Annotated in this window: 13 protein-coding genes; 4 read left to right on the top strand and 9 right to left on the bottom strand. The window is 72.6% G+C overall.

Going from position 1 to position 14,091, the window contains the following annotated elements:
• From Sri02f_RS16245 to Sri02f_RS16235, 3 genes are read left to right on the top strand one after another with little or no spacing between them, the layout of a single operon-like run.
• A complete protein-coding gene (locus Sri02f_RS16245) occupies positions 1–336 on the top strand; it encodes a chorismate mutase (protein ID WP_109002021.1) in 336 nt (111 codons plus the stop codon).
• Positions 333–2,528 (top strand): aminodeoxychorismate synthase component I, encoded by a 2,196-nt coding sequence (gene pabB / locus Sri02f_RS16240; protein ID WP_167467559.1) that lies wholly within the window; start codon positions 333–335, stop codon positions 2,526–2,528. The genes Sri02f_RS16245 and pabB overlap by 4 nt, the downstream gene beginning before the upstream one ends.
• Positions 2,525–3,556 (top strand): prephenate dehydrogenase dimerization domain-containing protein, encoded by a 1,032-nt coding sequence (locus tag Sri02f_RS16235; protein WP_159106711.1) that lies wholly within the window; start codon positions 2,525–2,527, stop codon positions 3,554–3,556. The genes pabB and Sri02f_RS16235 overlap by 4 nt, the downstream gene beginning before the upstream one ends.
• A gap of 65 nt (positions 3,557–3,621) precedes the next feature.
• Here Sri02f_RS16235 and Sri02f_RS16230 read toward each other — a convergent pair whose 3' ends face one another.
• The 9 genes from Sri02f_RS16230 to Sri02f_RS16190 form a co-directional block, all read right to left on the bottom strand.
• Complete coding sequence (locus Sri02f_RS16230; protein ID WP_109002018.1) at positions 3,622–4,284, bottom strand: NADPH-dependent F420 reductase; 663 nt, start codon at positions 4,282–4,284, stop codon at positions 3,622–3,624.
• Positions 4,285–4,541: 257 nt separating this feature from the next.
• A complete protein-coding gene (locus tag Sri02f_RS16225) occupies positions 4,542–4,754 on the bottom strand; it encodes an EF-hand domain-containing protein (RefSeq protein WP_069770515.1) in 213 nt (70 codons plus the stop codon).
• A gap of 70 nt (positions 4,755–4,824) precedes the next feature.
• Complete coding sequence (locus Sri02f_RS16220) at positions 4,825–5,073, bottom strand: hypothetical protein (RefSeq protein ID WP_109002017.1); 249 nt, start codon at positions 5,071–5,073, stop codon at positions 4,825–4,827.
• Positions 5,074–5,075: 2 nt separating this feature from the next.
• Positions 5,076–6,260, bottom strand: a complete 1,185-nt coding sequence (locus tag Sri02f_RS16215; RefSeq protein WP_109002016.1) for a YncE family protein — start codon at positions 6,258–6,260, stop codon at positions 5,076–5,078.
• Positions 6,260–7,066, bottom strand: a complete 807-nt coding sequence (locus tag Sri02f_RS16210; RefSeq protein WP_109002015.1) for a polysaccharide deacetylase family protein — start codon at positions 7,064–7,066, stop codon at positions 6,260–6,262. Before Sri02f_RS16210 ends, Sri02f_RS16215 begins: the two co-directional genes overlap by 1 nt.
• A gap of 103 nt (positions 7,067–7,169) precedes the next feature.
• Positions 7,170–7,673, bottom strand: coding sequence for an ATP-binding protein (locus tag Sri02f_RS16205; protein ID WP_109002014.1), 504 nt, complete (start codon positions 7,671–7,673; stop codon positions 7,170–7,172).
• Between the two features lie 288 nt (positions 7,674–7,961).
• Complete coding sequence (locus Sri02f_RS16200; protein ID WP_109002013.1) at positions 7,962–8,729, bottom strand: enoyl-CoA hydratase/isomerase family protein; 768 nt, start codon at positions 8,727–8,729, stop codon at positions 7,962–7,964.
• A gap of 101 nt (positions 8,730–8,830) precedes the next feature.
• On the bottom strand, positions 8,831–10,078 hold the full coding sequence (locus tag Sri02f_RS16195; RefSeq protein WP_245970648.1) for a L,D-transpeptidase: 1,248 nt from the start codon (positions 10,076–10,078) through the stop codon (positions 8,831–8,833).
• Between the two features lie 182 nt (positions 10,079–10,260).
• Positions 10,261–11,502, bottom strand: a complete 1,242-nt coding sequence (locus Sri02f_RS16190; protein ID WP_109002011.1) for a L,D-transpeptidase — start codon at positions 11,500–11,502, stop codon at positions 10,261–10,263.
• A gap of 153 nt (positions 11,503–11,655) precedes the next feature.
• Here Sri02f_RS16190 and glgX point away from each other — a divergent pair, with 153 nt between their 5' ends.
• Entirely contained in the window at positions 11,656–13,890 is a 2,235-nt protein-coding gene (gene glgX / locus Sri02f_RS16185) for a glycogen debranching protein GlgX (protein WP_109002010.1), read from the top strand.
• Positions 13,891–14,091 lie beyond the last annotated feature (201 nt).

Genomic DNA, 14,091 nt, shown 5'->3' with positions numbered 1-14,091 from the left:
ATGATCACGTCTGGTGCGGCGCCCGGCGAGGCCGAGGCGGCGACGGTGCTGGGCCCCCTGCGCGACCGGCTCGACGATCTGGACCGCAGGCTGCTCGGGCTCATCGTCGAGCGGATGGACCTCTGCCTCGACATCGCCCGGCTCAAGGCCGAGCACGGGATCCCCATGATGCAGCCCTCGCGCGTCGGGCTCGTCGTCGGCAGGGCCCGCGCGCACGCGGCCGCCCACGGCCTGCCCGAGGAGTATCTCGGCGACCTCTTCGAGCGGATCGTGGCCGAGACGTGTGCCCAGGAGGACGTGCTGATGGCGGAACTGAACGGAGCCGAAGACCGGTGAAGGTCCTCATCATCGACAACTTCGACTCCTTCACCCTCAACATCGCGCAGTACCTGTACGAAGTGACCGGTGTGCAGCCGCTCGTGCTGCCGAACACGGTCCGCTACGACGCCCTGCCGCTCGACGAGTGCGGCGCCGTCGTCCTCTCGCCCGGCCCCGGACGGCCCTCGCGGGAAGCCGACTTCGGCGTCTGCCGCGAGATCATCGCGCGCTGCGGACTGCCGCTGCTCGGCGTGTGCCTGGGGCATCAGGGGATAGCCGAGTTCTTCGGCGGGCGCACGGTCCACGCGCCCACCCCCGCGCACGGTGTCGTCGACACGGTCGCCCACCTGGGCACCGGCCTGTTCGCGGGGCTGCCGCAGGACCTGCCGGTGGTGCGCTACCACTCGCTGGTCAGCACCGATCTGCCGGACACGCTGGAGCGCACCGCCTGGACCCGGGACGGGCTGGTCATGGCCGTCGCGCACCGTTCCCGGCCGGTGTGGGGCGTGCAGTTCCATCCCGAGTCCGTCGAGTCGGCCGGCGGGCACGGCCTGCTCGCCAACTTCGTCGCGCTCGCCGTCCGTCACCACGCCGGGGACGGCGCGCCGCCCCCCGCCTCCCCGGCCGCCGGGGACGCGACCGGCGCCGCGGCCGGGGAGCCCGCGTCCGTGGCGGCGTTCCGCAGGGCGGGCGGCTCGCTGCGGATGCGTCTGGAAGCCGAGGCCTTCACCACGCCGGACACGCCCGCGGACTTCTTCCACCGGCACTGTGCCGGCCGCCCCTACGCCTTCTGGCTCGACTCCGAGGGCAGCGAGCACCCCGGCTCCCGGTACTCGCTGATGGGCTCCTGGGGCGAGCAGGGCGACGTCGTCCTCGGCTACGACCTGGCCGGGCGCCGCCTCACCCTGCGCGGCCCCGGCCGCACCGAGGAGGTGACGGGCGACGTCTTCGCTCTCCTGGAGGAGATCGTCGACGCCGTGGAGGTCACGGCGCCCGCGGACTGGAGCATGCCGTTCCGCGGCGGTCTGGTGGGGTGGTTCGGGTACGAGCTGAAGGCGCTCACCACGGGGGACGAGCGGCACGCCTCGCCGGAGCCCGAGGCGTGGTTCCTGCACACCCGCGCGTTCACCGTCTTCGATCACCAGCGCGGCGTCGCCCTGGCCTGCCGGCTGGTTCCCGTGGACGACAACGACGCCTACGAGGCCGACACCGACGACAACCGCGAGGGCGAGGGCGGCCGCCGCGCGGGCGGGAGCCGGGACGTCCCGGCGTCGCTCACCGCGCGGAGCGCGCCCGTGGCTCCGGCGGCGATGAGCGCGGCCGGTCCGGGCCGGGCCGCCGCCTACGCGCCGGGTCCGGTGTCGGAGCGGCTGCTGGGCCTGCGCGACGGACGCGACGCGTACCTCGCGAAGATCAAGGAGAGCCAACGCCTCATCACCGACGGCGAGAGCTACGAGATCTGCCTCACCAACAGCGCCGAACTGTCCGGCGTGGGCGCGGGACTGCCCGCCTACACCCGGATGCGCACCATCAGCGCGGTGCCCCGCGGCGCCTACCTGCGCGCCGGGGACGTCGAGGTGCTGTGCTCCTCGCCGGAGACGTTCCTGCGGGTGGACGAGAGCCGCATCGTGGAGTCACGGCCCATCAAGGGCACCCGCCCGCGCGGCGCGACGCCCGAGGAGGACACGGCGCTGCGGGAGGAGCTGCGGTCCTCCCGCAAGGACCGCGCCGAGAACCTGATGATCGTCGACCTGGTCCGGCACGATCTCAACTCGGTGTGCGTTCCGGGCAGCGTCCACGTGCCGCACGCGTTCGCGATCGAGAGCTACTCCTCCGTCCACCAGCTGGTGTCCACCGTCCGCGGACGGCTGCGGCGCACCGAGTCGGCGCTCTCGGCGGTGCGCGCCTGCTTCCCGGGCGGCTCGATGACCGGCGCCCCGAAGAAGCGGACCATGGAGATCATCGACGAGCTGGAGGGCACGGCCCGGGGTGTCTACTCGGGCGCCCTGGGCTGGCTGTCGTTCTCGGGCGCGCTCGATCTGAACATCGTGATCCGCACCGCGGTGGTGCGCGAGGGCACGGCCCGCTTCGGCGTCGGCGGTGCGATCACCGCGCAGTCCGACCCCGACGAGGAGTACGAGGAGACACTGGTCAAGGCGAGCGTGCCCTACTTCGGGCTGCGCGGCTGGCAGCGGGAGGTCGAGCGTTGAGCACCCCGGACACGGACGAGGCGGCGGGGCGCCGCAGGATCGTGCTGCTGGGCGCGGCCGGCACGGTGGGCCGCTGGTACCGCGCTCATCTCACGGACGCCGGGGACGCGGTGGCCACCGCCGACCTCGGCGCCGGCGCGGACCACCCCGGTGATGTGCGCGCGCCCTCCGCGGCTCTGCGCTCGGCCGTCGCCGCGGCCGACGAGGTGGTCCTCGCGCTGCCCGAGGACGTCGCCGCGGCGTGCGTGCCGTGGCTGGCCGGGTACGCCCGTCCGGGAACGGTGGTGGTGTCCACCTGCTCGGTCCAGCTGCCGTTGTTCGAGGCCTCGTCGGAGCACGGGCTCCGCGCCCCGCTGCGCGGCGTCAACCCGATGTTCTCGCCCACCCTGCCCTCCGCGGGGCAGTCGGTCGTGGTGATCGCCCCCGCGGCCGCGCCCGGACAGCCGGCCGGCACGGATCCTCATGTCCGCCGGATGACGGCGCGTCTTCAGGCCGGGTCCATGACGGTCTCCGTCATGGACCCGGCGGGACACGACGCGGCGATGTCCGTGCTGCAGGCGCTGCCGCACGCGGCGGTGCTGTCGTTCGTGGACGCGCTCCTGGCCGCGCCGGTGGACGTGCCGACCCTGATGCGGATCGCTCCGCCCCCGGCCCGCACCCTGGTGGCGCTGGCCTGTCGCATCCTGGCGGCTCCGCCCGAGATCTACTGGGACATCCAGCGGGCCAACACGCTGGGCGGCGACCGCCGCAAGGAGCTGTCGTCCTCCCTGGCGCGGCTGGACGCGCTCGTCGACGCGGACCGGGCCGACGACTTCCGCGCCGCTCTCGCCTCGGCGGCGCGGGGCCTGGGGCCGTACGCCGCCGAGGGAGCCGAGGAGTGCCGTGAGCTGTTCGGGCTGATCCAGCGGCGCCGGACGGCGCAGCAGGCCGCCGAGGACGGGGACGCCGGGGCCGCCGAGGACGGGGACGCCGGGGCCGCCGAGGACGGGGACGCCGGGGCCGCCGGCCGCCCCGAGCGGCCGGTCTGACGCTTCGGGGACCCGATCGTGTTCGGGTCCCCGACGGGCCGCACGTCCCCCTGGACGTCGTCCGACTAGCCGCGGAACGTCGCCGGGCGCTCCGGGCTCGCCTCGGCCAGCGCCTTGGTGACCCCCTCGACGCCGGCGCGCAGGCCGTAGACGGGGGTGTCGGGCTGCTGACGCCAGGAGTCGTCGATGCCGCCCGCGTCGACGGTGTCGAAGCCGAGCTCGTCGATCAGGGCGCGCACCTTCGCCTTGGCCGCCCCGTCGTCGCCGGCGACCGGCAGCGCGACCCGGTCCGGGTCGCCGGCCGGCAGCGGGCGGTCCAGGATGTCCTGGGCGTAGGTGCCGTTGAAGGCCTTGATCACGGGGTGGCCGAGCTGGCGCTCGACCCAGCGGCTCTCGGTGAGGCCCTCGTCCTCGATCGCCGCGATCCGGCCGTCGCGCTGCTGCGGGTAGTAGTTGTTGGTGTCGATGACGACCACGCCGTCGGCCGCGCCGTCCAGGAGGCCGGAGGGCAGGCTCGGGACCGCCTTCAGCGGGACCGTGACGACCACGATCTCGGCGTCGCGTGCCGCTTCCCCGACGGGGACGGGGGTCGCCCCCGTCTCCTTCGCGAGATCCGTGAGCGTCTGCGGGCCGCGGGAGTTCGCGACCGCGACGTCGTGGCCGAGCGCGGTGAGACGCCGGGTGAGGTTGCCGCCGATGTTGCCCGCGCCGATGATGCCGATCTTCATGACAGGCCCTGCCTTCCGATGCGATCCGAGGTCGATGAGCGATCCGTATCAATGCACATGCATGCGTCCGGACGGCGTCAACCTCGCACTCCGCGGAACTATTCCGCTCCCGTGCGCGGGTCTTCGCACGGGTCCTCCGGTGCCCGCTCCGGCGCCTGCGCCTGCGCCGGGCGGACGGCATGAGGAAGGGGGACGCCGCACAGGCGGCGCCCCCCTCTCGGCTCAGCCCGGCCCGGCCCGGCCCGGCTCAGCCCGGGTCACTTGTCGAGGTGAGCCCAGAACTCGTCGAACGACAGGACCTTGTCGCCGTTGAGGTCACGGCTCTTGATGATGACCTCGGCCACCGACTCCGTGACGTTCCAGTCGCCCCCCTGGGCCAGAGCGGTCTTGAACTCGGCCGCGGTGATGTAGCCGTCGCCGTCCGTGTCGATCCGCTGGAACTGCTTGCGCGCTTCTTCGATGTCGGCCACCGATCCGCCCCTCTTGACGATGCCTTGCGGTCATACGTGCTGTCTTGCTGTCCTACTGACGCAGGTCAGATTAACGGCCCCGGGGAGCGCGCAGCGCGGCGACCACCCGGGAGAACTCCTCGTCGTGGCTCTGCGGACAGGCGTGACCGGCGACGAGGGACGACAACACCCGGCGACGGGCGAGACGTTCGCCGGCGGCGGCCGTCGGGCGGTCCAGGGCGGCGGCCCGGTCGGCGGCCCGGTCGGCGTCGCCGAGGAGGCCGCGTGAGCCGCACCACGCGGCTCCCGGGTGGAGACCCGAGAGGCGGCGGGACGGCACGCCTACCGGAAGACGCCCGTGTGGCCGAGCGAGTAGCGGCCGGGCTGGGGGTAGACGGCGAGGCCGTGCGGTCCGCTGCCGACCTTGATGCGGGCGAGCTGGCTTCCGGTGCGGGTGTCGATGGCGTACACCTCGGAGTTGTACCGTCCCGACAGCCACAGGACCTTGCCGTCCGCCGAGACGCCGCCCATGTCGGGGCTGCCGCCCTGCGGGAGGCGCCACTTCTTCGTGAGCGCGTTCGCGCGGAAGTCGAAGACGGAGACGGTGCCCTCGCCCCGGTTGGACACGTACATCTCGTGGGAGTCGCGGCTGACGTACAGCCCGTGGCAGCCCTTGCCGGTGTGCAGGAAGGCCGGCTTGCCGAACGTGTCGCCGTCGACGACCCACATCCCGTCGGCCTTCATGTCCGCGACGTAGAAGCGCTTCCCGTCGGGCGAGATCTTGACGTCCTGCGGCATCGCGCCGTGGAACGGCAGCTTCTGCTGTGCGACGACCTTCATCTTCTCGGTGTCGACCTTGAGCAGCTCTCCGCTGAACTCGCAGGACACGATGAAGTACCTCCCGTCCAGCGAGAAGTCGGCGTGGTTGACGCCGTAGCAGGTGACCGGTTCGGTCTTGATGCGCTTCATCGTGTGGGAGTCGCGGAAGACGAGCTCGCGGTCGAGGGAGGCCATCACGACGGCGTACTTGCCGTCGGGGGTGAAGTAGAGGTTGTACGGGTCGTGCACCTCGACCGACCTGCCGGTCTTTCCGGTCCTGGGGTCGATGGGGGTGAGGGTGTTGCCCCGGTCGTTGTTGACCCACAGCGTCTTCAGGTCCCAGGAGGGCACGACGTGCTGCGGCTGCCGGCCCACCCGGAGGGTCTCGATCACCTGGTACGTCCGCGGGTCGATGACGGAGACGGTGTCGGACTCGGTGTTGGGGACGTAGACCCGGGAGGGGAAGTCGCGGACCACCGGGGAGAGCCGGTTCGGGCGGTCGGCGGCGTAGACGTCCTTCGGGTCCAGCACGGGCGGCATGCCGGGCAGTCCGTCGACGACCGGCTTCTTCGCGGCCTTCTTCGCCGGCGCGGGGACCGCGGCCCTGGTGGCGCCGTCCGAGCCGTCCTTGGCCCCGGCGCCGCAGGCGGCGAGGACGGCGAGCGCCGCGCCGGTGAGCAGGGTGCGTTTCACGAGGTTCGGGTGCATCAGCCGATCAGCTCCGTGGCAGTGACCGCGCGCAGGCGGCGGCGGGCGAGTTCGTCCAGCAGGACGGGGAGGGCGGCGACCGTGTCCGCGTGACCGAAGTGCAGGCTCACGACGGATCCGTTGCGGACCCCGCCGAGGACGTTGCGGGTGACGGCGGGGGCGCCGGGCGAGGTGAAGTCGAGGGAGTCGACGTCGTAGGAGAGGACGTGCGGGTAACCGGCGCGCTGGGCCAGCCGCTCGACGAGCGGGGAGGCGCGGGCGGCGCGGGAGGGGCGGAACCAGGTGCCGATGGACCCGGTGAGTCTGCGCAGCCGCTCGGCGCACCCGGCGATCTCGGCCGTCGCCTCGGCCTCGGACATCGCGTTGACGTCGAGGTGGCGTTGGGTGTGGTTGCCGAGGTCGTGGCCGCCGTCGAGGATCCGGCGGGCGATGTCGGGGTGCTCGTCGAGCCAGGTCCCGACGGCGAGCACGGTGACCCGGGCGCCGTGCCGTTCGGCCTCGCCGAGCAGGGCGCGGGCGACGGCGGGATCGCCCTGGCCGTGGAAGGTGAGGGCGACGCGGGGCCGGTCGCGGGGACCGTGCGCGATCTGGACGGGCTGCCGGGGGAAGGCGCGCGGCGAGGGCGCGACGAGAGGCCGGGCCGCCGCTCCGGAGGCCGACGGTGCGGAGGCGGCGGACGGGGACGCGGGGGTGCGGCGGGCGGCGCAGGGGGAGGCCCCGGAGGGCGAGCACGCGGCCGCGATCGCGCCTCCGGCGACGAGCCCCGCGCCCGCCCGCAACGCGGAACGGCGGTCGGATGTGGTCATCCACCCCATTTAAGGGGCGATATCCCGTAATCCGGGCCATTGACGCAGCCTGCCGCCCGACGCCTTACCCGTTCCTTGCCCGCGCGCGCCGGCCGCCGCCCGTCTACCGGTCGGCGACCCGCATCTCGAACCAGGTCGTCTTCCCCCGGGGCAGCAGGTCGACGCCCCAGCGGTCGGACAGCTTGTCGACGAGGAAGAGACCCCGGCCGCTGACGTCGAGCTCCTGAACCGGCATCAGACAGGGCAGGCCCCGGGAGGGGTCGCGGACCTCGACGCGGATCCACCCGCGCCGGCGCCGCATCCGGAGGCCGAAGGCCCGTGCGCCGGTGTGCCGTACGGCGTTGCCGACGAGCTCGGAGACGAGCAGGACCACGTCCTCGGTCATCTTGGGGGTCAGCCCCCACTGGCGCAGGACGACGACCTGAGCCAGTCGACGCGCGCTGGCGGCGGATTCGGGGCGGGACGGCAGGGAGACCTCGCCCTCCGTGGGGTTTCCGAACAACTCCAGCGCCTTGAGCGCCCGTTCGTCCTCGACCGCAGGCGACCAGCGCGCCGCGGTCGCACGGCTCCGTCCCCGCGGCTGTTCGATGCCCTCCAGCCCCGCCATGCCCCCATCATGGCCGCCCGCCGACGCCGTCGGGGCCGTTCCGCCGGAATACGCCCCCCGGGTGCGGGCCCTCCCCAGAAGGCGTTCGGCATATGCCGGAGGCAGGTCGACCACCGGAGCACCCGCACCCACCTGCGAGGACGGCCCGCCCAGGAGTGATCGACGATCACCCCCGGCAAGGCAGTCTTAAGGTCCCCTTAAGGTTCCCATAAACCGCCCCTTCGGGGGACCCGGATGAGACACCCCGTCAATTGCAAGCGATTCCGGCGACTTGAATGGAGACGCTGCTCACAGGAACTTGGCCTTGCCCGGACCCTCCTCCACGAAACTGCGCATGCCGGTCTCGCGGTCGGCGGTCGCGAAGAGACCCGCGAACCAGTTGCGTTCGACCGTCAGACCCGTCTCGATGTCCGTCTCCAGACCGGTGTCGATCGACTCCTTGGCGGCGCGCAGAGCGATCGCCGGTCCCTGCGCGAGCCTGGCGGCCCAGGCGTGCGCCTCGGTGTACACGTCGGCGGCCGGGACGACCCGGTCCACCAGGCCGAGGGCCAGCGCCTCGTCGGCCTTCACCATGCGGCCCGTGAAGATCAGGTCCTTCGCCTTCGAGGGGCCGATCAGCCGGGAGAGCCGCTGGGTGCCGCCCGCGCCCGGGATCAGCCCGAGCTGGATCTCCGGCTGGCCCAGCTTCGCGTTGTCCCCGGCGATCCGGAAGTCCGCGCAGAGCGCGAGCTCGCAGCCGCCGCCCAGCGCGTACCCGGTGACGGCCGCCACGACCGGCTTGGGGATGCGGGCCACGGCGGTGAAGGAGTCCTGCAGGGCGCGGGCGCGCAGCACCATCGCGGTGTGGTCCATCGCCTGCATCTCCTTGATGTCCGCGCCCGCCGCGAACACCTTCTCCCCGCCGTACAGGACGACCGCGCGGACGTCGTCGCGTCGGGCGGCCTCCTCGGCGAGCTCCTTGAGACGGTCCTGGGTGGCCACGTCCAGCGCGTTCATGGGCGGGCGGTCGAGGCGGAGGGTGCCGACGCCTTCGGCGACTTCGAGATTCACGGTCATGCCAGCAGGTTAACCACCATTAACGACGACGGGCCCGGTGCCATAGGTCACAGCACCGGGCCCGGCCAGGAGAGCGTGCGCCCTCGCGGCGTCCGCCGCCTCTACTTCTTCCACTCCGCCCAGGGGATGTTCCAGCCGTTGAGGCCGTTGGAGGGGTCGACGGTCGGGTCGGTGGAGTTCTTCACGACCACCACGTCGCCGACGATCGAGTGGTCGAAGAACCACGCGGCCGCGACGGAGCTGTCGTAGCCCCCGCGCACGTCGCGCAGTCCGATGCAGCCGTGGCTGGCGTTGTAGTTGCCGAAGGCGTCGCCGCCCCAGTAGTTGCCGTGCACGAAGGTGCCGGAGTTGGTCAGGCGGATGGCGTGCGGGACGTCCTTGATGTCGTACTCGCCGTCGTAGCCGACCGTGTCGCCGTTCATCCTGGTCACGGTGAACTTCTCGCTCATGACCATCTGGCCGTTCCAGGTCGCGTAGCCGGGCTTGCCGGTGGTGACCGGGATGGTCTTGACGACCTTGCCGTTCTGCGTGACCTTCATCGTGTGCTTCTTGGCGTCCACCACGGACACCTGGTCGCGGCCGACGGTGAAGGAGACGGTCTTGGACTGCTTGCCGTAGACGCCCTTGCGGCCCTCGACGCCGTCCAGGTTCATCTCGACCGTCACCTTGGTGCCGGCCTTCCAGTACTTCTCGGGACGGAAGTCGAGGCGGTCGTTGCCGAACCAGTGGCCCTCGACCTCGACGGCCGGCACGGTCGTGATCCTGATGGCCTTCTCGACGTCGTCCGGCTTGGTGATGCCGCGCGTGAAGTTGACCGAGAACGGCATGCCGACGCCGACCGTCGAGCCGTCCTCGGGCGTGAAGTTGCCGATGAAGGTGTTCTGCGGGCTCAGCGTGGTGAAGGACGAGTCCTCGGCGGCCGTCCGGCCCGCGGAGTCCTTGGCGACCGCGTGCACCTGGTACGCGGTGGACGCGGCCAGGTGGGTGGCGGGCGTCCAGCCGCCGCCGTCGGCCGAGATCGCGCCCTCGATCTTCCTGCCCTTGGTGTCCTTGACGGTCACCTCGGTCAGCTTGCCCTTGGCCGCCGTGACCTTCAGGGCGCCGCTGGTGTCGACGCCCTTGGCGCCGGTCTTCGGGGCGATGGTGACGACCGCCTCCGACTGCTTGCTCTCCGCGGCGGCCGTGGCGCCCTTGTCGCCGCCGGCCTTCCCGTCGGATCCGGATCCGTCACCGCCGCCGCCGCACGCCGTGACGGCGAGCAGCATTCCACCGGCGATCAGCGCCAGCCGCCTGTTGCGGCCGCGTGAGCGCCCCCCAACCGACGCCCCCGGTATCGGTCGCACGTTCAAAGTCGTTCTCCCCACTCCCCCGGGCCCTCCCCGGGCCGCACAGCGACGCGTCCCCCGCGTTCGCCGCATATTAACCACATGGTCAGCGGCCTGGACGGGCCGAAAATGTCACCGTTCAGTCCCAACTTGGACCATGGGAAGGCGGGGAAGGTCGCCCCCGGAGGGCGCGAACCTCCCTCGGGTCAGCGCACGGGGGCGGCCGTCCACTCCTTCCAGGTCATGTTCCAGCCGCCGAGGCCGTTGTCGGGGGCGACCTGCTTGTCCTTGCTGTGGACGACCTCGATGACGTCCCCGATCAGGCTGCGGTCGAAGAACCACCCCGCGGGCGTGTCCGAGGCGCCGCCCCGGACGTCCCTGAGGCCGACGCAGCCGTGACTGACGTTGGCGTGGCCGAAGACGTCGTCCACCCAGTAGTTGCCGTGCAGGAAGGTGCCGGAGCTGGTCAGGCGCATGGCGTGCGGCACGTCCGGGATGTCGTACTCGCCCTTGCCGTCGGCCTTCTTGAAGCCGACCGTCGCGCCGTTCATCCGGGTCAGCTCCAGCATCTCGCTCACCACCATCCTGCCGTTGTACGTGGTGTTCTCCGGCGCCCCGGCCGTGATCGGCACGGTCGCCAGAAGCTGTCCGTCGCGCCGCACCTGCATGGTGTGCTTCGCCGCGTCGACCAGCGACACCTGGCTGCGGCCGACGGTGAACGAGAACGACTTCTCCTGCAGCCCGTAGACGCCGGGCGCCCCCTCGACGTCCCGCAGCCCCAGCGCGACCGTGACCCGGGTGCCGGGCTTCCAGTACTCCTCGGGGCGGAAGTCGAGCCGGGCGCGGCCGAACCAGTGGGGCCGGACCTCCACCGCCGGCTGCGCCGTGACCCGGACGGCGCGCTCCACGGCCGCCCGGTCCTCGATCTCCCGGTTGAACTCCAGCGAGACGATCATCCCGGTGCCGACGGTGGAGCGGTCCTCGGGGGTGACGTAGCCGATGAAGCGCTTGTCGGGGACGAGCGTGGTGAAGGTGGTGTGGCGGGCCGAGCGGTCGCCGTCGCCGTCCAGGGCGACGACGTCCACGGTGTAGCGGGCGGCGAGAGCGAGCCGGTCGCCGTCCGGCCGCCAGCTCAGGCCGTCCGCGGCGATCCTGCCCTTCACCTCCGTCTCCTCGGCGTCCTGCGACCGGACGACCTTCACCGACTCCAGCCGCCCGTCGGGCACCCGCACCCGCAGGCTCTCCCCGGGCCGCACGCCCGTGGCGCCGTCCCGCGGGGAGACGCGGATGACGTCCTCGGGGGCCGGCGGTTTGCCGAGCATCCGGTCGAGTCCGCTCCGGCTGTCGCCGCCGGTGCAGCCGGCGGCCCCGGCCAGTAGTCCTGCCCATGTCAGTACGGCGGCCAGTGCGACCCCCGCGCGCCGTGCGCGCCCTTGTACGTGCCTCACGGCGTGCCCAACGACCGGGCACGCCCCGGGGAAACGTGAGTGCGAGGGCCGCTCTGGGCAGGAATGGGGGGAGGACGACACGACGGGGAGCCGCGGCCGGGACACCGCGCGCTCTTTTCCCACGTCGTTCCACGAGCCGCGGGAGGCTGAACGGTGTCCAGCGCAGCCGAGCAGGAGGCGGTGGCGGCCCAGCGCGCCACGCCGGCCATCGTCGTGAACGGTGCGCCGCGCAAGGTGCCGGGCCCACCCGTGTGGCCGGGTGCGTCGACGCCCCTGGGCGCCCGGTTCAGGGTCGGCCCGGACGGGGTCGCGGGCACCAACTTCGCCCTGTGGGCGGGCGGGGCGGAGGCGGTCGACCTGTGCCTGTTCGACGAGGCCGGACGCGAGACCCGCGCCCGGCTCACCGAGCTCACCCACGAGATCTGGCACGGATTCGTGCCCGGGATCATGCCGGGCCAGCGGTACGGCTACCGGGTGCACGGCCGCTGGGACCCGTGGACCGGCGGCCGCTGGAACCCGGCGAAGCTGCTGCTCGACCCCTACGCCCGCGCGGTGGACGGCGAGTTCGCGCTGCCCGCGGAGGTCTACGGGCACGTCCGTGACTGGCCCCAGCAGCAGGTCGCCGACACCGTGCGCGACGAACGGGACTCCGCGCCCCACGTCCCCAAGGGCGTCGTCGTCCACGACGACGACGACTGGGCCGACGACCGCCGCCCGAAGACCCCGTGGGCCGACTCGGTGATCTACGAGCTGCATGTGCGCGGCTTCACCCGGCTGCACCCGCAGATCCCCGAGGAGCTGCGCGGCACCTATGCCGGGCTGGCCCATCCGGCGGCCCTCGACCATCTGGTGCGGCTGGGCGTGACGGCGGTCGAGCTGCTGCCCGTCCACCAGTTCGCGCACGAGGACCATCTGCTGCGCCGCGGCCTGAAGAACTACTGGGGCTACAACTCGATCGGCTACTTCGCCCCGCACGCCGCCTACTCGGCCGCCGGGACCACGGGACAGCAGGTCGGCGAGTTCAAGCGGATGGTGCGCGCCCTGCACGCGGCCGGGATCGAGGTGATCCTCGACGTCGTCTACAACCACACGGCCGAGGCCGGCGAGCTCGGCCCGACCCTGTCGCTGAAGGGCGTCGACAACCGCGGGTACTACCGCCTGCAGTCCGACGCCCGGCGCTACGCCGACTACACGGGCTGCGGGAACACCCTGCACGTGGTCCAGCCGCATGTGCTGCGGCTGATCACCGACTCGCTGCGCTACTGGGTGACGGAGATGGGCGTCGACGGCTTCCGCTTCGACCTGGCGGCGGCGCTGGCCCGCTCCATGCACGACGTCGACATGCTGTCCCCGTTCCTCGCGGTGATCGCGCAGGATCCGGTGCTGCGCCGGGTGAAGCTCATCGCGGAGCCGTGGGACGTGGGCTCGGGCGGCTACCAGGTGGGCGCGTTCCCGCCGCTGTGGACGGAGTGGAACGACCGCTACCGCGACACCGTGCGCGACTTCTGGCGGCACGCGCTGCCCGACGTGCGGGAGATGGGCTACCGGCTGTCGGGGTCGAGCGACCTGTACGCCTGGGGCGGCAGGCGGCCGTACGCGTCGGTCAACTTCGTGACCGCGCACGACGGTTTCACCCTGCGCGACCTGGTCTCCTACGAGCGCAAGCACAACGAGGCCAACGGCGAGGGCAACCGGGACGGCACCGACGACAACCGCTCCTGGAACGGCGGCGTCGAGGGCGAGACGGCCGACGAACGCGTACGGGCGCTGCGGCGACGGCAGTTGCGCAACCTGCTCACGACACTGCTGCTGTCGACGGGCGTGCCGATGCTGGTCGCGGGCGACGAACTGGGGCGCACCCAGCGGGGCAACAACAACGCCTACTGCCAGGACAACGAGATCAGCTGGGTGGACTGGGGGCTGCTGCAGGACCCGGGCTGGCGGGCCCTGTTCGACCTCACCTCGCGGCTGATCGCGCTGCGCCACCGGCACCCGGTGCTGCGCCGGCGCGCCTTCTTCTCCGGCCGGGCGCACTCGGCGGACGGGCTGCGGGACCTGGCGTGGTTCACGGAGCGGGGCACGGAGATGACCGAGGGGGACTGGTACGCGCCCGCCGCGACCTTGGGAATGTACCTGTCGGGGCGGGACATCCCCGGCCGGGACGAGCAGGGCGCCCCGATCACCGACGACAGCTTCCTCGCCGTCCTGCACGCCGGGGACCGGCCGGCGGACTTCGTCCTGCCGGGGCCGCCGTGGGCGGAGCGGTACGAGGTGGTCGTCGACACCTCACGGGAGGAGCAGGGCGAGGCCCCGGGGGTGACGCTTCCGGCGGGGACGGCGGTGACGGTGCCGGGGCGGGCGGTACTGCTGCTGCGGGTGGTGGGCTGAAGCGTGCGGACGGCGGGCCGAGGCGTGCGGCGGGTTGAGGCGTGAGGCCGGCGGCCTGACGCGCGCAGGCGGCGGCCTGAGGCGTGCGGGCGGCGGCCTGAGGGGTGCAGGCGGCGGGCCGACGCGTCGGACGGCGGGCTGAGGCGGCGTTCCCGCCCGCGCACGCCACGGCGCGGCTGCGGCCGCCGTCAGGAGACGGTC

Origin of the sequence: Streptomyces rishiriensis, from assembly GCF_003112535.1 — a bacterium.
In the GTDB taxonomy this organism is placed as follows: Bacteria; Actinomycetota; Actinomycetes; order Streptomycetales; family Streptomycetaceae; genus Streptomyces; species Streptomyces rishiriensis.
The sequence above is the reverse complement of the archived record's forward strand: the minus strand, read 5'-3'. Positions and strand labels throughout refer to the sequence as shown.

Coding starts and splice junctions, on each gene's coding strand:
- Sri02f_RS16200 (WP_109002013.1), bottom strand. CDS start 8,729: ATGACCGTGAATCTCGAAGTCGCCGAAGGCGTCGGCACCCTCCGCCTC.
- Sri02f_RS16205 (WP_109002014.1), bottom strand. CDS start 7,673: ATGGCGGGGCTGGAGGGCATCGAACAGCCGCGGGGACGGAGCCGTGCG.
- Sri02f_RS16230 (WP_109002018.1), bottom strand. CDS start 4,284: ATGAAGATCGGCATCATCGGCGCGGGCAACATCGGCGGCAACCTCACC.
- Sri02f_RS16245 (WP_109002021.1), top strand. CDS start 1: ATGATCACGTCTGGTGCGGCGCCCGGCGAGGCCGAGGCGGCGACGGTG.
- Sri02f_RS16210 (WP_109002015.1), bottom strand. CDS start 7,066: ATGACCACATCCGACCGCCGTTCCGCGTTGCGGGCGGGCGCGGGGCTC.
- Sri02f_RS16215 (WP_109002016.1), bottom strand. CDS start 6,260: ATGCACCCGAACCTCGTGAAACGCACCCTGCTCACCGGCGCGGCGCTC.